A 17561-nucleotide genomic window follows, 5' to 3' on the forward strand; every position below is an offset into this window, starting at 1 on the left:
GACCGGTCAGAACTCACGTTCGAACTCGCGCGTCGTCCGCTCGTAACTCCGTCGGGCCGAAGCGCGACCCCCGTCCTCGTTCTCGTCCATCAGTCGCATCATCCGCCGTTCGAACTCGTCCTCGTCGATTTCGCCCGCGACGTATCGATCTTTCAGCTCGTCCATCCGATCCTCTTTCGTCGGTTCGAGGCGTTCCGAGAGTCCGACGTCGCGGGCCTCCGGGGACAGTCGTTCGGCGATTCGAGCGAGTCCGGCGAGCCGTTCGCTTCGCGGCATCGAAGCCTGCCGCACCGCGCTCGAAACCATCCAGACGAACAGCGCGGCGGCGAGGAGGGCGTCCAGCAGGAACGCCACGACGTACGGGAACGCGGCGTTGAACACCGCGAAGACGAGCGGCGTGTTCGCGTACGCCGACCCCCCGAGGGCGGCGAGGGTACCGAACACGCCGACGACGGCGATTCCGACGAGGAGGACGAGCGAGAACACGAACCCCGCGAACAGCGTCTTGACCTTCGTGCTGGAGAGCGCGCTCATCGCGTGGAGCTTTGTTCGGGGACCACTTTAACTCACCTTCCGCCGCCCGCGAGCGGGGTGGCGAGGGTCCGCCGCGACGAGTTCGACGGCGGTGTTTTTGCCCGTTCGCGGCGTACACCACCCGTCATGCCGTACGAACAGTGCAACGGAGCCGACCTGTATTTCGAGGACGATGGAACTGGAACGCCGCTCGTCTTCCTCCCCGGCGTGATGACCGGGGTTCGGTTCTTCACGCACCAACTGGGGGACCTCTCGGACGGCTACCGGACCGTCGCGCTCGATTACCGGGGGCACGGCCGCTCCGAGAAGACGGAAACAGGGCACACGGTGGGCCAGTACGCCAGCGACGTGGACGCCTTCCTCGACCTGCGGGACCTCGACGACGCGGTTCTCGTCGGGTGGTCGATGGGCGCGCTGGTCGCGTGGGAGTACGTCGACCGGTTCGGGACCGACCGAGTTCGGGGCCTCGTGGACGTGGACATGTCCGCGTCCGCGTTTCAGTGGGACTACTACGACCACGGGAAAAGCGACTTGGCACGGCTCACGGAAACGCTCGAATTCGTCCAGACGGACCACGCCGCGTTCATCGAGGGACTCGTCGAAGCGGCGTTCGCGGAGCCGCCGTCCCCCGAGACGAGGGCGCTGGTCTTCGACGAGGTATCGCGCACGCCGTCGCCCATCAAGAGCGCGATTCTGTTCGATTACACGATGCGCGACTACCGCGACGTTCTCCCCGACATCGAGGTCCCGACCCTCGTCTGCGCCGGTGCCGACGAAAAGTGGCGAACCGTCGCGGCCGTCCGGGACGTCGCGGACCGCCTCCCGAACGCCGAGTTCGAACTGTTCGAGGAGAGCGGCCACTGCATCACGGTGGAGGAACCCGAGCGGTTCAACCGCCGACTCCGGGAGTTCGTTGAATCCCTGTGAACCCGAGCACGACTTCCTATTTCGCCCGTCGAATTCAGGCGTCGGACAGCGGTTCGCCGCAGTACTCGCACGAATCGGCGTCCGAGGCGTTCCGAGCGCCGCACTCGGAGCAGTTCCGTTTCGGCGGTCGTTCGGGCGGTCCCGGAAACAGCCCGCTCCAATCGGCCAGTTTGATGACCGCGAGGACGAGGAGAACGTCGAGAATCCACCCGACGGGACCCATGAAGGCGAACAGGACGAAGAAAACGCAGACGACGGCCGCGAGCGCGAGATAGACGCCGTGTTCGGCTTCGAGTTTCATGGAGGGTAGTTGATAACTGGCGGCATAAGTTTTCCCGCGATACGGGCGACCCGCCGGAGCATCGTCGGGTGAAATCGGCTCCTCAGTGGGTCGCTTTGTCACGGTTACCACACGCTTTTATCTCAGACTACCAATCTGAAGGACAGATGTTACACTTCTGTCCACGGTGCAGAAATGCCGACGTCGAGAAACGGGTCCTCGGTTCGGCGGATGGATATGCGACCGCCGAGTGTCCGGAGTGTGATAAACGGTTTCGGTTTCGGTACCTCCCGCTGTACACGTTGGAAGGAGCGCCGGGCGTCGGAAAATCCACGACCGCGGGTGTACTGGACGGTACAATCTCGCCGTCGATTTACGAGGGCGACCTGCACATCGATTTGACGAACGGAAACCTTTCGTGGGCGGCCATCTGCGACCTCGATTTCCGCATCTGCATGATGCTCCACGCGGCCGACGAGCAGGCGCTCTTCGTCGGCGGTGTCCACCCGCACGACCTCTCTGACAGCCCCGAGACGCGCTATTTTTCGAGTATCGAACGCTGTGCGCTCGTTTGCGACGACTCCGACCTCGAAGAACGATTGGGCGAGCGGTCGATGGCCCCGAACACCATCGACACCTTTCTCGACGTCAACCGATGGTATCGGGAACAGGGTGCCGCTCAAGACATCACAGTCATCAACACCAGCACCGCCGACCCCGATGCGGTCGCTCGTCGGGTTCACACGTGGCTCGACGGCGCGGAACCGTAACCAGTCCGTTCAATCGTGGCGCTTCGGTCGTTCAATCGTGACGAAAACACCGTCAGAGTAAACTCGGACGTATTTCAGACGCTCCTTTCAGTCGTGTCTGAAACACCGACTCCCGGTGAACACCATCGCCATGTCGTGCTCGTTCGCGGCCTCGATAACGTCGTCGTCGTTCACCGACCCGCCGGGTTGGATGACCGCCTCGATGCCCGCTTCGGCGGCCTCCTCGATGGCGTCCGGGAACGGGAAGAAGGCGTCGCTCGCCATGACCGCGCCGTCGGCGTCCTTGCCCTCGGCGTCGCGGTCGGCCTTCATCTTCGCGATTTGCACCGCGTCCACGCGGCTGACCTGTCCCGCGCCGACGCCGACCGTCTCGGTGCCCGTGGCGAACAGGATGGCGTTGGATTTGACGTGTTTGATGGTCTGCCACGCGAAGAGCAGGGCGTCGAGTTGCTCGTCGGTCGGTTCGCGCTCGGTCACGACGTCGAGGTCCTCGCGGGTCGGGGCCTGCATGTCGCGCTCTTGGACGAGTCGGCCGCCCACGAGGTCCTTCTCGGTGTGGGTTTCCGTGATTTCACCGAGTTCGGAGACCTCCAGCACGCGGAGGTTCTTCTTCTCGCACAGCGTCGCCAGCGCGTCGTCGGTGTAGCCCGGCGCGACGACGACTTCCTTGAACGAGTCCACGATTTGGGTCGCGGTGGCGTCGTCGCACTCGCGGTTCAGCGCGACGATGCCGCCGAACGCGCTCTTCGCGTCCGTCGAGAGGGCGCGCTCGTAGGCCTCGGCGAGCGAGTCGGCGACGGCACATCCGGCGGGGTTGGTGTGTTTGATAACCGCGCAGGCGGGGCGGTCGAACTCCTTGATGAGGTTCAGCGCGCCGTCGGCGTCGTTGTAGTTGTTGTACGACAGCGCCTTCGCGCCCTCGTTCAACTGCTCGGCGTGGACGACGCTGGCCTCCTCGCACGTCGCGTTGGCGTAGAGCGCGGCGTCCTGGTGCGGGTTCTCCCCGTACCGGAGGCTGGCGGTGCGGTCGAAGGTCTCGACCTTTCGAGCGGGGAGTTCCTCGTCCGTATCCGCCTCGACGTGGACCTCGTTCGCGTCGAAATCGACGTCGACGTCCCCCTCAGCGAACCAGCGCACCGCACGCGGATACGCCTTGAACTCGCCTTGGTAGAGGACGCGCTCCTTCAGCGTCTCCTCGTCGTCGCCCTCGTACACCGGAATCGGTTCCTGCGTGACGATCGGGCCGTTGTCGACCTTCGAGCGGTCCACCTCGCCCGCGTCGTCCGTCGCGTCGGTGACGACGTGAACCGTGCAACCGGTCGTGCTCACGCCCGCGTCCAATGCGTCGCCCCACGCGTCCATGCCGGGGAACGAAGGGAGCAAGGACGGGTGGACGTTGAGCGTCGTCGGCGCGTCGTCCAAAAACTCGTCCGTGAGGATTCGCATGTAGCCGTCGAGGCACACGAGGTCGAACTCGTAATCCGCGAGCGCGTCGAGGACGCGGCGCTCGTGGTCCTGCCGCGATTCGTCGTCGCCCTGTTCGACGACTTCCGTGGGAATCCCGCGCTTTTCGGCTTCGTCCAGCACCGGCGCGTCCGCGCTGTTGGTGAGGACGACCGCCAGTTCCGCCCCGCCCGGCGCGAGGTCCGCGATGTGCATGAGGTTTCGACCACGGTTCCCGGCCATACCCGCAATCCCTGTCATACGAGAGAGACCGACCGGCGGGGGCAAAGTAGTTGCGGTCCACCGACGAATTCTATACAATATCGTGTATATATTTCGGAGGCGAATCGTTATTTTTCCGTTTTGTATGCACACTTGTGCGTCACCGGACCGACACGCTTTTGCCGAACCGAACGGCAGGCACAGGTATGGATTCCCTATACGCCGTCTCGCCGGTAGACGGGCGCTACGCCGGTCGAACCGCGCCGCTCCGCGACTACGCGAGCGAGGCCGCGCTCATGCGTGCCCGCGTGCGAGTCGAAATAGAATATCTCATCGCGCTGTCCGACCTCGACGTGACCCCCTTCGACATCGCGGCGGACGACCGCGACGAACTCAGGGCCGTCTACGAGGAGTTCGACGCCGAGGACGCGGAAATCGTCAAGGCACTCGAAACGGAGGGCTACGAGGACTACCCCGCGACGAATCACGACGTGAAGGCGGTCGAATACTTCGTCCGCCGCTCGCTCCCCGACGGACTGGACCTCGGGTCGTGGATTCACTTCGCGCTGACGAGCGAGGACGTGAACAACCTCGCCCACCGCCTGCTCGCCAAACCCGCCGTCGAGGAGGTTCTGCTCCCCGAACTCGCCGCCGTCCGCGACGAGTTGGCCGACATGGCCCACGAGTACCGCGACGTGCCGATGCTCGCCCGGACCCATGGGCAACCGGCCACGCCGACGACGTTCGGCAAGGAGATGGCCGTCTACGCCGCGCGCCTCGGCCGAGCGGTCGGAGAAATCGAACGCGCCGCGGAATCGCTCTCGGGCAAGCTTGCGGGCGCGAGCGGCACCTACGCGGCTCACGTCGCGGCGTACCCCGACGTGGACTGGCGAGCCTTTTCCCGCGAGTTCGTGACGAACCTCGGCCTCTCCCACACCGCGCTCGCCACCCAAGTGAACCCGTGCGACGACCTCGCGGAACTGTTCGACGCGCTTCGCCGCGCTAACACGATTCTCCTCGACATGGACCGCGACGTCTGGCTCTACGTCAGCGACCGCTACCTCGGGCAACTGGCGACCGAGAGCGAAACCGGCAGTTCGACCATGCCCCACAAGGTCAACCCCATCGACTTCGAGAACTCGGAGGGCAACCTCTCGAAGGCCAACTCGGACCTCACGTTCCTCGGCGACTACATCACTACCTCCCGACTCCAACGCGACCTCTCCGATTCGACCGTCAAGCGGAACATCGGGTCGGCGTTCGCCTACTGCCTCCTCGGCTACACCAAAGCCCAAGACGGTCTCGGAAAAGTCGTCCCCAACGAGGAGGTCATGCGAGAGGAACTCGAATCCACGCCCGAAATCATCGGCGAGGCGGTCCAGACGATTCTCCGGCGCGAAGGCCACGGCGACGCCTACGAGCGTGTCAAGGCGCTCACCCGCGGGAAGCGCGTCACGCTCGACGACTTCCGCGACCTCTTCGACGAACTCGACGTGGACGAGGACGTGCGCGAGGAACTGCACGCGCTGACGCCCACCGGCTACACCGGCATCGCCGCCGACCTCGCGGACGACCTCGACTGAGCGCTCGCCAGCCCAGCCAGCCCAAACCGTTACGCTTCTCTCCGTCGTCACCGGTGACATGTCGTCGACGTACGAGCGACGCCGACTGGTGGCACCGCTCATCGCAATCGCCGCGCTGGTCTACTGGGTCGCCGTCCGACCGTGGCACCTCCGCTGGGGCGCGACCGACGAGGAAGCGACTGGCCCCCTTCCCGGTGACGGCCTGCTTCGAGACCCCGAATCCGAGGTCACTCACGCCGTCACCATCGACGCCCCCGTCGAGGAGGTGTGGCCGTGGCTCGTCCAAATCGGACAGGGGCGCGGCGGCTTCTACAGCTACGACTGGCTGGAGAACCTCGTCGGCGCGGACATCCACAACGCCGACCGAATCCTTCCGGCGCATCAGGACCTCGAAGTCGGGGATACCGTCCGCCTCGCGCCCGAAGACTACTCGGTGCAGACGCCCGAGTCCGCCCCCGAAGTCGCGGTGCTCGACCCCGAGCGAGCGATAGTGCTCCAACCGCCGGGAGAATCGCCGCGGTGGACGTGGGCGTTCGTCCTCCGTCCGGTCGACGACCAGACGACGCGGTTCGTCGTTCGAATGCGCTCGCACGGAAAACAAAATATCGCCGGGAGAGCGGCCGACGTCCTCTTCTGGGAACCCGCCCACTTCGTCATGGAGCGCAAGATGCTGCTCGGAGTGAAAGAGCGCGCCGAATCGTCGGAATACGGGACGCGGAAAAACGTGAATCGGTCGTGACTTCAACGAATTATTTGTAGTAATCGCGCTTGCTGTAGACGTAGGCCAACAACAACCCGCCGACGACGATGCCGAAGAAGGCGGCGAGATGCCCCGTGAAGAATCGGAGGACGTCCATCAGCAGGCTTAACCCGTACACGATTATCGTGAGCGTCCACGCCCACGACTTGAGCGTCCACAGACCCCAGACGACGGCGAGTTTGGCGATTGCGAAGACGATGACGATGGTACCGACGATGAGGCCGATGGGGGACGAAAACAACACACCGAGACCGCGAAGGAGGCCTCCGAGGGCACCGAGCGCACCGAGGACGCAGATGATCTTGATGCCGAGCGGGGCGGACTGGGATTTCCGTCCGTATGCGGAACGGTTTGTAACCATGCTGTTCGATAGAAAGCGCATCGTAATAAGCTTCGTTGACGTATCGACCACGAAGTATTTATTCCCACGAGATAGACACGTCGCTGTATGGACCCCGATACACGCGATATCTCCGGTTGCCCGAAATGCGATCACACGGAAGTTACCACGGACTCCATCTCGACCACCGGTGGCGGACTCAGCAAGATGTTCGACATCCAAACGAAGAGCTTCACCGTGGTCTCCTGCTCCAACTGCGGTTACTCCGAACTGTACAAAGACGTCCGCAACCGCGGGAGCGACATCGTGGACGTCTTCCTGGGTTGAATCGCCACCGACCGCCGTTTTCGCTACCCACTACAACATATGACAGACAGCAACAACCTCATCCACGCGCTCATCGGAGCAGTCGTAACTCTCGTCGTGTCCTTCGTCCCGTTTTCGCCCGTCCTCGGCGGGGCCGTCGCCGCCTATCTGGGGCGGACGACGCCCGACGAGGGACTTCGAGTCGGTGCCATCTCCGGTGCCATCGCCGCGATTCCCATGGCGGTCGTGGGGCTGTTCGTCGTGAGCATCATCTCCTTCGGGTACGTGCCCGGCGGATTCGTTGCGCTCCTCTTTCTCTTGGGCATGTTCGCCATGCTCTACACGGTCGGACTGAGCGCGCTGGGTGGGTACCTCGGCGCGTATCTCGCCGACGAGTTCTGAACAACGAATCGACCTCCTCACCTGAACTTTATATACCAACACGAAGCCACCTCGCGGCGTGACCGCCGAACGAATCGCAGCGCTGGTCGTCCTCGCCGCGCTCGCACCATTGGTTTCCGGTGGTGAGCGACGACGCTCTTCGGCACTACTTCCCGCGGTTTCATCGCTTGCGGTCGTCGCGCAACGACAGCAATCACAACAGCGACCGCGACGACGGCTACAACAACCGCGAATACTCGTTCTCGACCGACCACCGCCTAAGCGCGACCCGTCCGAAAGCGATGTCCGCAACCTATCGGACCGAGAGTGCCAACAGTATCCCGATCAGCCAACGAGCGTTAGAAGGGTTCCCCGCACCGCATCCGCGGCCGCTCGGACGTCGCCGACATCGACGTACTCCCGCGGCCCGTGTGCTACCGCGCCCTCGTCGTCGGACAGCACGCCCGGCCCGAACACGACCGTCGGAGCGACGCGTGCGAAATAGGACGCCTCGGTCGCCGCGCCGAACGGACGCACCTCGCCGCCGCTTTCGTCGCGGAGCATTCGCACCAGTTCCGAGTCGGCGGGCGTCTCGAAGGCTTCGAGAAACGGCGTGTCGCGTTCGGCGAGCGAAACCTCCACCTCGACCGCATCCACCGCGTTTCGAAGATGGCCTTCGAGCGAGCGTCGGAACTCCTCGGCACCTTCCGGCGGAACGCTCCGCCGGTCGATGACGAAGGAGCAGTCGGCGGGAATCTGGTTTGTGGCGGTTCCCCCCTCGACCGTCGTCGGCGTGAGCGTCGGCGCACCCAGTTCGGGATGTTCCCTGTCCGAATCGAACGTGGAGAGCGCCGATAGGACGGGAGCCAGCCCGCGTATCGCGTTGACGCCCGCTTCGGGGTGTGCGGCGTGTGCGTTCTCTCCCCGAACGGTGACCGTTCCCTGAAAACGCCCTCGTGCGGCGTTGCACACGTCGAGGTCGGTCGGTTCACCGACGACTACGGCGTCGGGATGGAATTCTGTCCCGTCCTCCTCGTCCCGAACGAGGAAGCCGAGGGCGGCCGCACCCGTCGAGTCGGTTTCCTCGTCCGGCGTCACGGCGAGCGTTACCCGTCCTCGCTCCGGTTCGACCGCGAAAAACGCGTCGAGGAGCGCCGCGAGCGGTCCCTTCGCGTCACAGGAGCCGCGGCCACGAATCCGGACGTCGTCACCGTCTCCGTCGCTATCGCGGGAAAACGGAACGTGGGGGGGCACGGTGTCGATGTGGGAGTTCAGGACGACGTGCGGACCGTCCTCGTCGCCGACGCGCTCCGCGAGGACGTTCCCCGCGGCGTCGATGGTCGCCTCGACGCCCGCCGATTCGAGGGTTTCGACGAGCAGGGTTCGCATCGCATCGACCGATTCGTGTGATGACGTCCGAACGGCGGTTTCGAGGAACGAAATCGGGTCGAAGTCCGTCACGGAATCACGCCTCTAAATCGAGTCGTCCGGCGTTCGAGACGCGGAGGTCGCCGCCAAACTCGCGTTCGACGGGTCCGGTGAGCGTCGCGTTTCGGTCGTCGACCGCGACTTCGAGGTCGCCGCCGGGCGGCGACACCGACACGTTCTCACCGTCCGCGAGTCCGAGTCGGCGCGCGGCGGCCGCGATGGCGACCGCGCCGGTGCCACACGACTGGGTTTCGCCCTCGACGCCGCGCTCGAAGGTCCGCTGGTCGAACCCGTCGTCGCGTGGCGAGGCGAAGGTGACGTTCGCGCCCTCCGGGAAGACGTCAGCATGGCGAATCGGCGGCGCGTCGCGTTCGAGGTTCACCGCGTCCACGTCGTCCACGAACGCGACCGCGTGCGGAACGCCCGTGTTCACCGCCGTTACGTCGTAGTCGCCGACGCGCGTCTCGATGAGGGGTTCGTCCCCCGCGACCGGGACGTCGTTCGGCCCGAATTCGGGGGCACCCATCTCGATGGTCGCGCCGCCATCGTGGATTTTCGCGTGGCGGGTTCCGGCGAGCGTGTCTATCATCACTTCGTCCGCGTTCGCGCGCTCGGCGGCCCAGACCGCGGCACAGCGCGCGCCGTTTCCGCACATCTCGGCCGTGCTCCCGTCCGGTTGCACCAGCGTCATGATGACGCGTGGGGGCCGAAATTCGGGTTCGAGCGCCAGAAAGAGCACGCCGTCCGCACCAATCCCGTCGGTCCTGTCACAGACCCTGCGGGCGAACCGCGAGCGGTGAGGGACACACGCGTCCGGGTTCACGATGACGAAATCGTTCCCGGTTCCGTGGTACTTCTCGAACGAGAGGTTCATTCCCACGTCACCTCCGTTTCGGTCGCGATGACGTCCGCGTGGGTTTCGCGTCGGTGTGCGACCCCGGTTCGGTCGCCGTCCACGACAACGACGGCCGGACGCGGCCGCGAGTTGTACTGGCTCGCCATCTCGTAGCCGTACGCGCCCGCGTTGCCGACGGCGAGCAGATCGCCGCGCGTCGGGTCGGTGAGCAGATGGGTTCCGAAGGTGTCCGAACTCTCGCAGATCGGACCGGCGACCGTCGTTTCGACCGCTCGACCGTCCGCTCCCACACTCCTGATGTGATGGTACGAATCGTAGAGCGCGGGTCGAACGAGCGCCGTCATACCGGCATCGACGCCGACCACGGTCGTCGCGGGGGCTTGCTTGACCGTGTTCACGCGGGTCAGGAGGACACCGGCGTCGGCGACGAGGTACCGACCCGGTTCCACGACGAGCGTGGCGTCGAGGTCGCCGAGCGCGTCCCGCGTCGCGTTCGCGACCGATTCGAGGTCGAGCGGCGGGTCATCGGGGTGATACGGCACGCCGAATCCGCCGCCCACGTCCACGAATTCGAGGTCGAGGTCGATGGTGCGAGCCAACTCACCCATCCGGGAGACGAGTTCGCGGTGGTTGCCGAGGTCGTCACCCGAGATGCCGCTTCCCGCGTGGGCGTGGACGCCAACGACGTCGAAGTCGTCAGCGGCCGATTCGAGCAGGGATGCGGCGCGGTCGTACGGAACGCCGAACTTCGCGTCCGCACCCGTTCGCACCTTCTCGTGGTGGCCCGCGCCCACGCCGGGATTGACGCGGAGACAGAGCCGTCCGTCGTAGCCCCGCTCGGCCAATCGGTCGATGGTGTCCGCCGCACCGACCGTAACCGTCAGACCGGGATGGTCCGCGGCGAATTCAACCGCCCTGTCGAGGTCGATTCCGGGCGGGTTGACGGCCGTGTAGTGGACACGCTCGCCATCGAATCCGGCGGCGAAGGCGCGCTCCGTCTCGCCCGCCGAAGCGCATTCGATGCTCGCACCGTCGGCTTCGAGGGTTTCGAGGACCGCGCGCGACGTGTTCGCCTTCGCGGCGAAGTGGACGTCGGCGTCCGGAAACGCCGCGGCGAGTCTGGCGTAGTTCTCGCGGACGCGTTCGAGGTCGATGACGTACAGCGGCGTGTCGTATTCGTCGGCGAGGTCGGCGAGTCGGGCGTCGGACCAATCCGACAGCCGTCGTACCGGCGGGTTGTCGGCCGAAACGGTCGCGCTCATCGCAGGGCCTCCTCGCGCTCGACCTGTGCGAGCGTGTCGTCTTCAACGTCGAGAGCCACGACGGCGGGCTTGTACGCCCCGCCGTCGAACAGGTCGTGGTCGCCGAGGCTCGATTCCACGAATCGGGTGAACGCGCGTCGGTTCGGCGGAAGATGGCCGTACAGAATCTCCTCGTCCACGAGGTCGTAGACGGGGATTCGCGGCGTGAGAAGCGTGTTCTCGGCGACGATGCTTCCCTCACCGACGACGAATCCGGACGTGACGCGACAGCCAGCGCCGAGGCTCACGTCGTCTTCGACGATGACGGGCGTCCCCTCGACGGGTTCGAGGACGCCCCCGATGAGCGCGTTCGCACCGAGTTTGACGTTCTCTCCGATTTGCGCGCACGAGCCGACGGTATCACAGGAGTCCACGAGCGTCCCGTCGCCGATGGAGACGCCGATGTTGACGAAACTCGGACTCATCAGGATGCAGTTCGACCCGACGTGTGCGCCGCGACGGACGACCGTTCCGTCGGGCGTGTTTCGGGTTCCTCTGTCGGGAAAGTCGTCCGTCCCGCGGAGCGGAAGCACGTCGTAGTAGGTGATGCCGCCGTATTCGTGGCCCTCGATGTGTCGAAGGCCGAAGTTCAGTAAAATACCCTGTTTCACCCACTCGTTCGCTTCCCAACTCCCGTCGCGCTTTTCGGCGGCGCGAACCTCGCCCGCCTCCAACGCGTCGAGGAAGGTTTCGAGGAGTTCTCGTTCGTTCGGACCGGCGCTGTCCGCGTCTACCTCGCCGGAATCGTATCGGTGCCACAGTTCTCGTACGTCGTTTCGTATGTCGCTTTTACGTCTCATTCGCTGATTACCTCGCTGAACTCGTACCGCCCCGGATGTCGTCCGGTCACCCACGCCGCCGCGTCGAGCGCGCCGTCGGCGAACACGCCCCTGTCGGCCGCCCGATGGGAGAGTCGAAGGTCCTCGTGGTCGTTCGCTATGAGGACTTCGTGTTCGCCCGCGATTCCCCCCGCGCGGCGGGCGTGAACGCCGATTTCGCCGGGTTGTCGCGGCGCGTCGCCGTCGCGTCCGTGAACGCGCTCGTCGGGACCGCCCGCCGCCGCGATTCGGTCGAGGAGCGTCTTCGCGGTCCCGCTCGGCGCGTCTCGCTTGCCGTTGTGGTGCGTCTCGGTCAGTTCCACGTCGTAGCCGGGCAGGTCGGAGACGGCGCCTTCGACCGCCCGGAGGAGGGCCTGCACCCCGCGGGAGAAGTTGCTCGCCACGAGGACGGGGACCGACTCGCTCGCTTCGCGGAAGACGGGTTCGTCGCCGTCGAACCCGGTCGTGCCGACGACGCACGCGACGTCCGCGTCCGCACACGCCGAGACCAACGTTCGGCTGGCGTCGGGGTTCGAAAAGTCAACGAGAACGTCCGGGTCGTACTCCGAGACGACCGCTTCGAGGTCCGCCGCGGATTCGGTCGGAACGCCGTTGATTTCCCTCGGCGGGTCGCTGCTCACGCCAACGACGATATCCACGTCGTCCCGGTCGCTCGCCGCCGCGATGACGGCGCGGCCCATCCGCCCCGTGACGCCGCCGACGAGCACCCGCGTCACGCGCCTCCCTCCAGTTCGTCGAGTACCATCGCGAGTTCCTCGCGGTTCTCGTCGGACAGTTCGGACAAGGGCAGTCGGAGGCCGTCCGGTCCGTAGCCGCGGTGTTCCATCGCCGCCTTCACCGGAATCGGATTCGTCTCCGCGAACAGCGCGCGGAACAGCGGTCCGAGTTCGAACTGGAGTTCTCGCGCGCGGCCGTAGTCGCCCGAAAGGGCCGATTCGACCAGTTCACAGGTCCGTTCCGGTTCGACGTTCGCGGAGACGCTGATAGTCCCCGCCGCGCCGACGGAGAGCATCGGAAGCGTCAGCGCGTCGTCGCCCGACAGCACCGCGAACGTCTCGTCTCGGGTCCGTTCGATTATCTCGCTTATCTGCCCGAAGTCGCCGCTCGCGGCCTTGTAGCCGACGATGTTGTCGTGTTCGGCCAGCGAGACGGTCGTCTCCACGTCGATGTTTCGTCCGGTTCGAGACGGGACGTTGTAGACGATTTGGGGCAGGTCAACGCCGTCCGCGATGGTGCGGTAGTGGGCTTCCATCCCCGCCGGTTCGGGCTTGTTGTAGTACGGCGAGATGAGAAGGAGGCCGTCGGCCCCGGCGTCCGCGGACCGTCGTGCGAGGTCGAGGGCTTCGTGGGTCGCGTTGCTCCCCGCGCCAGCGATGACGGGGATGTCGACGGCGCCCACGACGGTTTCCACGACTTCGACGTGTTCGTCGTGGCTCAGGGTCGCGCTCTCGCCGGTCGAGCCGACCGGAACGAGGCCGTCAACCCCGGCGCGTTCGAGGCGCTGGGCGTCGCTACGGAGGAGTTCGTGGTCTATGCTGTCGCCCGCAAAGGGCGTCGTCATCGCGGGATAGACCCCGCGAAACGGTGTGTCTGTGTCTGTCATCGGTCTGTGTCGGAAATCGGTTATCGCGCGGTACAAAACGAGAATGGCTCGAAACGGGGGTGCCACGCCCGCCGCGAACCTCACGCCGCACGTTTTGTCCGTTTTCCGACTGTGCTGTCGCTGGCTCGCCGATACGCGAACACGGCGGGCGCCACAGCACGAGGCATATTCCATTGGGTGTTTCGTGGTGACTTATGCCTTACGCCGACGACAGACTCTGCCGTCGGGGTCGGATTTCGGCGGATTCGTCGTCAAAAACCGGTCGGAATCGCGAGGAAATCGGTCGAAAGTGGTCGTTTGCCGAAAATCAACCGGTTGCGCAGAAAACATTTACCGAGATATGAAGGATGTTCAGTATGAACTGGTCCCTCATCGCACGGTGTAGCCTCCGATACTCGCTCGTCTACGCGGGACTCACGGTGGGCGTCGTGTTCGCTCTCACAAAATCGGAACTCGCGCTCCTCGCTCTGTTCGGGGTTGGACTCGCCGTTCTCCTGTTTGCGCTCGGTGGAACCGGAACCGTCCGAATGGGAACAGCCATGGCGAACGCGGATTCGATGGGGATAGAGAGTACCATCGTGGACCCAGCGGATCTCCAACCGACCCAGTTGGAGAACGACATCAAATTCCTCTTCTACGGCGTCGGTCTCCTCGTCTGTGGCATCGCGGCGCTCGTACTGGTCGGGTAAGAGGGGCCTGTGTGCCGTTGCCGCGCGGAACAATCCGGCGGTCTTATCATACCTCCAGACATACGCTCGAAAAATGCTCGTCCTCGGAGACGCCCACGCCGACGACCGCGACAACCGGCGCGCGCTCTTTGCGGCGTACCGCGAGGCGAACCCAGACGTTACTCTGCAGTTGGGAGACTTGATGTTCTACGACTTGCCCGCACCCACGTGGTTTATCGGCGGCAACAACGAGGATTTCGACACCATCGAAGCACTGCGGAACGGACTGGTTTCGAACTCGCACGTCAGAAACGCACACCTCATCGCCAGCACCGCCGTCGAACTCGACGGCCTTCGAATCGCCGGTCTGTCGGGGAACTTCGCGCCGACGCAGTACGACCGCCCGCGCGCCAACCTCGTCGGCGACCGCCGCCGTCACTTCACTCACGAAGACGTGGAGGAGGCGATGGAACTCGACTCCGTGGACGTGTTGCTGACCCACGAGGCACCCCACGGCCTACCCGTCGCCGAGGAATACGACGTCGGGTGTTCGCACATCGACGACCTCATCTCCGCGCTCTCGCCGGACCTCTGTCTCATCGGGCACCACCACCAGCACGCCGAGACGACCATCGGCGAGACGCAGGTCGTCAGCGTGGCACCGGCGTGGGAGCGATATTACATCCTCGACCCCGAGTCGCTCACGCTCACGTGGCACAAAACGCCGACGTCGTGACAGTACCGGACAAGCAACTTCTTTATGCCAGTAGTTATCACACTAACGTATGACGGATATTCATCCGGGTCAGCGCGTCACGGTATTAGCCGACGCGCAAAACCTCTATCATACTGCTCAAAGCGTCTATAGTCGGAATATCGACTACTCATCTCTTCTCTCGAAGGCGGCACAGGAGCGAGAGTTGACGCGCGCCATTGCTTACGTCATTCAGGCCGATAGCCCCGACGAGGACCGCTTTTTCGACGCGTTGACCGACATCGGATTCGAGGCGAAGATAAAGGCGATAAAGACGTTCGGCGACGGGTCGAAGAAGGCGGACTGGGACGTCGGCATCTGTCTCGACGCCATCACGCTTGCACCGAAAGTCGATACGGTCGTGCTCTGTACCGGCGACGGCGACTTCGCACAGCTCGCAACGCACCTTCGACACGAGGGGGTGCGCGTGGAAGTGATGGGGTTCCAAGAATCGACCGCCGAAGAACTCATCGCCGCCGCCGACAGTTTCATCGACCTCAGCGAGCGGACCGAAACGTTTCTTCTTTAGACCGGGCGACCGCCTTCGCCCGTGCCGAACATCAGTGCGCCAGCGGCGAGCGCGACAGTGGCGAGACCGGCGAGGGCGTTCCCCGTGAAGGTACCGATCATGGAGATGACGCCAAATATCATGACGCTCCCGACGATGAGAAGCGCGATTCCCAGCAGTTCTTTCGTGTTCATACGCCGTCTTCGGACTCCCGCCTAATAAATCGCTCTCAAATCGATAGCCAGCGCCATGGTACTCCGTGACAGAGAAATGGTAACACGTACCAAACAGCCCGATGTCGAAGGGCTTTCACCCTCACACGCTAAATCCGGCCCAATGACTGAAGACGAGGATTTGCCCGCACTGCGTACGACCGCGGATTACCAGTTCGGCGCGGGAGCCGGTGCCGCGCTGTTCCCTCCCGAGGAGGACTTGGAAGTTCGCCATTCGTCCTCCGGGCGACCCCAGCAGGTGCACGCCGACGGGAGCCGACTCGTCACCTACGCCACCGACGGCCGATTCACGCTCGGCCTCGCGGGGGGCAATCGCATCGCCAACGCCCTCGAACCGCCCGCCGGTCGCGTCATCGTCGGCGACGAGAGCGAGCCGTTCGTCCGGGACGGCAAGAACGTCTTCGCCAAGTTCGTCGCGGACGTGGACCCCGACGTTCGCACCGGAGACGAGGTGCTCGTGACCCACGAGAACGGCGACCTGCTCGCCGTCGGTCGCGCCGAACTCGATGCCGACGCCATGTTCGATTTCGACACCGGAATGGCCGTGAAGGTGCGCGACGGCGCAGAAAAGTAACCCGACGGGTTTCCGACGCATTTGCGTCACGTTTTTCCCCCTCCGTTCCGACGATTCGGGTATGTTTGGAGGAGGCGGCGGTGGGCTCGACCCACGCAAGATGCAGCAGATGATGAAGCAGATGGGTATCGAAGTGGATGACATCGAAGCCGAAGAGGTCGTCATCCGCACGACCGACGGCGAAGAACTCGTCTTCAGCGACCCGGACGTCACCCGAATGGACGCACGCGGCCAGCACACCTACCAGGTCGTCGGCGACGCCGAGACGCGCGAAGCGTCCGGTAGTTCCGACGCGGGAAGTTCCGAGGAGTCCACGGAGGAATCCGCGAGCGCGATTCCCGACGCCGACGTCGAAATCGTCGCCCAGCGCGCGGGCGTGAGCGAAGACGAAGCCCGAGAGGCGCTCGACGCGGAGAACGGTGACCTCGCGGCGGCGGTCGAGCGACTGGAGTGACGGTCCTACTCGTTCACGGCGATCGGGAGTACCTCCGGAATCCGGGCGAGGAGCTACAGACCGACCTCGGCGTCCTCACCGTTCCCGAGGACGTGCAACCCGGCGACGTTCTCGCCACCCACTTGGACGAGGAGTTCACGGTGCGACGGCTCCGCGGCCCGGACCTGTTCCATCACTTCGAGCGAACGGGCGCACCGATGCTCCCGCGGGACATCGGCCTCGTCGTCGGCGAAACCGGCGTCGCGGCTGGCGACCGGGTGCTCGACGCGGGAACCGGAACCGGCGTCCTCGCGGCCTATCTCGGACGAATCGGGGGGGAGGTCGTCACCTTCGAGCGGAAGGAAGATTTCGCCGAGGTCGCCCGCGATAACATCGAGATGGCGGACGTGGCCGATGCGGTCGAGGTTCGAACGGGCGATATCACCGATAACCTCGACGAACTCGGCGAGTTCGACGTTCTCACCCTCGATACGCCCGACGCCGCGGAAGTCGTCGCGCACGCGCCGGACCTGTTGGCGGACGGCGGCTCGCTCGGCGTCTACGCGCCGTTCGTGGAGAGCGCCCGCGACGTCGAAGCGGCCGCTCGGGAAGCGAATCTCGACGACGTTCGCACGATAGAGACCATCCAGCGCGAGATGGACTTCGACGAGCGGGGAACGCGTCCATCCACGAGTCCCGTCGGCCACACCGGGTATCTCACCTTCGCGCGGAAGACGTAGCGTGAAACGGCGCGAGACGACGGTACTCGATATTATTTTTCTTTCGACACGCCCCGCTACCGCGGGGCTATTCGGGAC

The 17561-nt window shown here is 64.8% G+C and carries 23 protein-coding genes; 12 read left to right on the forward strand and 11 right to left on the reverse strand.

Features of this window, described 5'->3' with window-relative positions; all coding sequences use genetic code 11:
• Positions 1 to 6 precede the first annotated feature (6 nt).
• A complete protein-coding gene (locus V5735_RS08275; RefSeq protein ID WP_423745928.1) occupies positions 7 to 534 on the reverse strand; it encodes an SHOCT domain-containing protein in 528 nt (175 codons plus the stop codon).
• A 126-nt stretch (positions 535 to 660) separates the two neighbouring features.
• Here V5735_RS08275 and V5735_RS08280 point away from each other — a divergent pair, with 126 nt between their 5' ends.
• Complete coding sequence (locus tag V5735_RS08280) at positions 661 to 1461, forward strand: alpha/beta fold hydrolase (RefSeq protein ID WP_423745929.1); 801 nt, start codon at positions 661 to 663, stop codon at positions 1459 to 1461.
• Between the two features lie 34 nt (positions 1462 to 1495).
• Here V5735_RS08280 and V5735_RS08285 read toward each other — a convergent pair whose 3' ends face one another.
• Positions 1496 to 1762 (reverse strand): zinc ribbon domain-containing protein, encoded by a 267-nt coding sequence (locus V5735_RS08285; RefSeq protein WP_423745930.1) that lies wholly within the window; start codon positions 1760 to 1762, stop codon positions 1496 to 1498.
• Between the two features lie 281 nt (positions 1763 to 2043).
• Between V5735_RS08285 and V5735_RS08290 the strand changes: the two genes are divergently transcribed.
• Positions 2044 to 2511 carry a hypothetical protein gene (locus V5735_RS08290; RefSeq protein ID WP_423745931.1) on the forward strand — a complete coding sequence of 156 codons (468 nt, stop codon included), beginning with the start codon at positions 2044 to 2046 and terminating at the stop codon, positions 2509 to 2511.
• Positions 2512 to 2598: 87 nt separating this feature from the next.
• On the opposite strand, the gene purH is transcribed toward V5735_RS08290, so the two are convergent.
• Positions 2599 to 4215 carry a bifunctional phosphoribosylaminoimidazolecarboxamide formyltransferase/IMP cyclohydrolase gene (gene purH, locus V5735_RS08295; protein ID WP_423745932.1) on the reverse strand — a complete coding sequence of 539 codons (1617 nt, stop codon included), beginning with the start codon at positions 4213 to 4215 and terminating at the stop codon, positions 2599 to 2601.
• 167 nt (positions 4216 to 4382) lie between these two features.
• Between purH and purB the strand changes: the two genes are divergently transcribed.
• Both purB and V5735_RS08305 read left to right on the forward strand, forming a co-directional pair.
• On the forward strand, positions 4383 to 5759 hold the full coding sequence (gene purB, locus V5735_RS08300) for an adenylosuccinate lyase (protein ID WP_423745933.1): 1377 nt from the start codon (positions 4383 to 4385) through the stop codon (positions 5757 to 5759).
• Between the two features lie 58 nt (positions 5760 to 5817).
• The gene (locus V5735_RS08305) at positions 5818 to 6498 is read left to right on the forward strand and encodes a hypothetical protein (protein ID WP_423745934.1); all 681 of its coding nucleotides are present in this window, start codon (positions 5818 to 5820) and stop codon (positions 6496 to 6498) included.
• A gap of 10 nt (positions 6499 to 6508) precedes the next feature.
• Here the strand turns inward: V5735_RS08305 and V5735_RS08310 are convergent, their stop codons facing one another.
• Positions 6509 to 6880, reverse strand: coding sequence for a hypothetical protein (locus V5735_RS08310; RefSeq protein WP_423745935.1), 372 nt, complete (start codon positions 6878 to 6880; stop codon positions 6509 to 6511).
• 87 nt (positions 6881 to 6967) lie between these two features.
• On the opposite strand from V5735_RS08310, the gene V5735_RS08315 reads away from it, so the two are divergent.
• Positions 6968 to 7186, forward strand: coding sequence for a zinc ribbon domain-containing protein (locus V5735_RS08315; RefSeq protein WP_423745936.1), 219 nt, complete (start codon positions 6968 to 6970; stop codon positions 7184 to 7186).
• A gap of 39 nt (positions 7187 to 7225) precedes the next feature.
• The gene (locus V5735_RS08320; RefSeq protein WP_423745937.1) at positions 7226 to 7567 is read left to right on the forward strand and encodes a DUF5518 domain-containing protein; all 342 of its coding nucleotides are present in this window, start codon (positions 7226 to 7228) and stop codon (positions 7565 to 7567) included.
• Positions 7568 to 7891: 324 nt separating this feature from the next.
• Here the strand turns inward: V5735_RS08320 and V5735_RS08325 are convergent, their stop codons facing one another.
• From V5735_RS08325 to dapA, 6 genes are read right to left on the reverse strand one after another with little or no spacing between them, the layout of a single operon-like run.
• A complete protein-coding gene (locus tag V5735_RS08325; protein WP_423745938.1) occupies positions 7892 to 9007 on the reverse strand; it encodes a M20 family metallopeptidase in 1116 nt (371 codons plus the stop codon).
• A gap of 4 nt (positions 9008 to 9011) precedes the next feature.
• A complete protein-coding gene (gene dapF, locus V5735_RS08330) occupies positions 9012 to 9848 on the reverse strand; it encodes a diaminopimelate epimerase (protein ID WP_423745939.1) in 837 nt (278 codons plus the stop codon).
• The gene (gene lysA / locus V5735_RS08335) at positions 9845 to 11092 is read right to left on the reverse strand and encodes a diaminopimelate decarboxylase (protein WP_423745940.1); all 1248 of its coding nucleotides are present in this window, start codon (positions 11090 to 11092) and stop codon (positions 9845 to 9847) included. Before lysA ends, dapF begins: the two co-directional genes overlap by 4 nt.
• Positions 11089 to 11931, reverse strand: coding sequence for a 2,3,4,5-tetrahydropyridine-2,6-dicarboxylate N-succinyltransferase (locus V5735_RS08340; RefSeq protein ID WP_423745941.1), 843 nt, complete (start codon positions 11929 to 11931; stop codon positions 11089 to 11091). The genes lysA and V5735_RS08340 overlap by 4 nt, the downstream gene beginning before the upstream one ends.
• Positions 11928 to 12650: a 4-hydroxy-tetrahydrodipicolinate reductase gene (gene dapB / locus V5735_RS08345; RefSeq protein ID WP_423746012.1), complete on the reverse strand. Its 723-nt coding sequence runs from the start codon at positions 12648 to 12650 to the stop codon at positions 11928 to 11930. The genes V5735_RS08340 and dapB overlap by 4 nt, the downstream gene beginning before the upstream one ends.
• Positions 12651 to 12682: 32 nt before the next feature.
• A complete protein-coding gene (gene dapA, locus V5735_RS08350; RefSeq protein WP_423745942.1) occupies positions 12683 to 13573 on the reverse strand; it encodes a 4-hydroxy-tetrahydrodipicolinate synthase in 891 nt (296 codons plus the stop codon).
• Between the two features lie 356 nt (positions 13574 to 13929).
• On the opposite strand from dapA, the gene V5735_RS08355 reads away from it, so the two are divergent.
• From V5735_RS08355 to V5735_RS08365, 3 genes are all read left to right on the forward strand, one after another.
• Entirely contained in the window at positions 13930 to 14262 is a 333-nt protein-coding gene (locus tag V5735_RS08355) for a hypothetical protein (protein ID WP_423745943.1), read from the forward strand.
• Between the two features lie 73 nt (positions 14263 to 14335).
• Entirely contained in the window at positions 14336 to 14977 is a 642-nt protein-coding gene (locus tag V5735_RS08360; protein WP_423745944.1) for a metallophosphoesterase family protein, read from the forward strand.
• A 49-nt stretch (positions 14978 to 15026) separates the two neighbouring features.
• On the forward strand, positions 15027 to 15524 hold the full coding sequence (locus tag V5735_RS08365) for an NYN domain-containing protein (RefSeq protein ID WP_069449646.1): 498 nt from the start codon (positions 15027 to 15029) through the stop codon (positions 15522 to 15524).
• On the opposite strand, the gene V5735_RS08370 is transcribed toward V5735_RS08365, so the two are convergent.
• Positions 15521 to 15697, reverse strand: a complete 177-nt coding sequence (locus tag V5735_RS08370) for a hypothetical protein (protein ID WP_423745945.1) — start codon at positions 15695 to 15697, stop codon at positions 15521 to 15523. The two genes, V5735_RS08365 and V5735_RS08370, sit on opposite strands and share 4 nt — an antisense overlap.
• A gap of 142 nt (positions 15698 to 15839) precedes the next feature.
• On the opposite strand from V5735_RS08370, the gene V5735_RS08375 reads away from it, so the two are divergent.
• The 3 genes from V5735_RS08375 to V5735_RS08385 all read left to right on the forward strand — a co-directional run bounded on the left by V5735_RS08375 (position 15840) and on the right by V5735_RS08385 (position 17483).
• Positions 15840 to 16310 carry a PUA domain-containing protein gene (locus V5735_RS08375; RefSeq protein WP_423745946.1) on the forward strand — a complete coding sequence of 157 codons (471 nt, stop codon included), beginning with the start codon at positions 15840 to 15842 and terminating at the stop codon, positions 16308 to 16310.
• Positions 16311 to 16371: 61 nt separating this feature from the next.
• Complete coding sequence (locus V5735_RS08380; protein ID WP_423745947.1) at positions 16372 to 16764, forward strand: nascent polypeptide-associated complex protein; 393 nt, start codon at positions 16372 to 16374, stop codon at positions 16762 to 16764.
• A complete protein-coding gene (locus tag V5735_RS08385; RefSeq protein WP_423745948.1) occupies positions 16761 to 17483 on the forward strand; it encodes a methyltransferase domain-containing protein in 723 nt (240 codons plus the stop codon). Before V5735_RS08380 ends, V5735_RS08385 begins: the two co-directional genes overlap by 4 nt.
• The last annotated feature ends 78 nt before the right edge of the window (positions 17484 to 17561 follow it).

This window comes from Haladaptatus sp. SPP-AMP-3 (assembly GCF_049568665.1).
GTDB lineage: Archaea > Halobacteriota > Halobacteria > Halobacteriales > Haladaptataceae > Haladaptatus > Haladaptatus paucihalophilus.

Excerpts from the sequence above, each read along its gene's own strand:
- V5735_RS08275 (WP_423745928.1), bottom strand. The coding sequence starts at position 534 with ATGAGCGCGCTCTCCAGCACGAAGGTCAAGACGCTGTTCGCGGGGTTC.
- V5735_RS08280 (WP_423745929.1), top strand. The coding sequence starts at position 661 with ATGCCGTACGAACAGTGCAACGGAGCCGACCTGTATTTCGAGGACGAT.
- V5735_RS08285 (WP_423745930.1), bottom strand. The coding sequence starts at position 1,762 with ATGAAACTCGAAGCCGAACACGGCGTCTATCTCGCGCTCGCGGCCGTC.
- purH (WP_423745932.1), bottom strand. The coding sequence starts at position 4,215 with ATGACAGGGATTGCGGGTATGGCCGGGAACCGTGGTCGAAACCTCATG.
- purB (WP_423745933.1), top strand. The coding sequence starts at position 4,383 with ATGGATTCCCTATACGCCGTCTCGCCGGTAGACGGGCGCTACGCCGGT.
- V5735_RS08305 (WP_423745934.1), top strand. The coding sequence starts at position 5,818 with ATGTCGTCGACGTACGAGCGACGCCGACTGGTGGCACCGCTCATCGCA.
- V5735_RS08310 (WP_423745935.1), bottom strand. The coding sequence starts at position 6,880 with ATGGTTACAAACCGTTCCGCATACGGACGGAAATCCCAGTCCGCCCCG.
- V5735_RS08315 (WP_423745936.1), top strand. The coding sequence starts at position 6,968 with ATGGACCCCGATACACGCGATATCTCCGGTTGCCCGAAATGCGATCAC.
- V5735_RS08320 (WP_423745937.1), top strand. The coding sequence starts at position 7,226 with ATGACAGACAGCAACAACCTCATCCACGCGCTCATCGGAGCAGTCGTA.
- dapF (WP_423745939.1), bottom strand. The coding sequence starts at position 9,848 with ATGAACCTCTCGTTCGAGAAGTACCACGGAACCGGGAACGATTTCGTC.
- lysA (WP_423745940.1), bottom strand. The coding sequence starts at position 11,092 with ATGAGCGCGACCGTTTCGGCCGACAACCCGCCGGTACGACGGCTGTCG.
- V5735_RS08340 (WP_423745941.1), bottom strand. The coding sequence starts at position 11,931 with ATGAGACGTAAAAGCGACATACGAAACGACGTACGAGAACTGTGGCAC.
- dapB (WP_423746012.1), bottom strand. The coding sequence starts at position 12,650 with ATGGGCCGCGCCGTCATCGCGGCGGCGAGCGACCGGGACGACGTGGAT.
- dapA (WP_423745942.1), bottom strand. The coding sequence starts at position 13,573 with ATGACAGACACAGACACACCGTTTCGCGGGGTCTATCCCGCGATGACG.
- V5735_RS08355 (WP_423745943.1), top strand. The coding sequence starts at position 13,930 with ATGAACTGGTCCCTCATCGCACGGTGTAGCCTCCGATACTCGCTCGTC.
- V5735_RS08360 (WP_423745944.1), top strand. The coding sequence starts at position 14,336 with ATGCTCGTCCTCGGAGACGCCCACGCCGACGACCGCGACAACCGGCGC.
- V5735_RS08365 (WP_069449646.1), top strand. The coding sequence starts at position 15,027 with ATGACGGATATTCATCCGGGTCAGCGCGTCACGGTATTAGCCGACGCG.
- V5735_RS08370 (WP_423745945.1), bottom strand. The coding sequence starts at position 15,697 with ATGAACACGAAAGAACTGCTGGGAATCGCGCTTCTCATCGTCGGGAGC.
- V5735_RS08375 (WP_423745946.1), top strand. The coding sequence starts at position 15,840 with ATGACTGAAGACGAGGATTTGCCCGCACTGCGTACGACCGCGGATTAC.
- V5735_RS08380 (WP_423745947.1), top strand. The coding sequence starts at position 16,372 with ATGTTTGGAGGAGGCGGCGGTGGGCTCGACCCACGCAAGATGCAGCAG.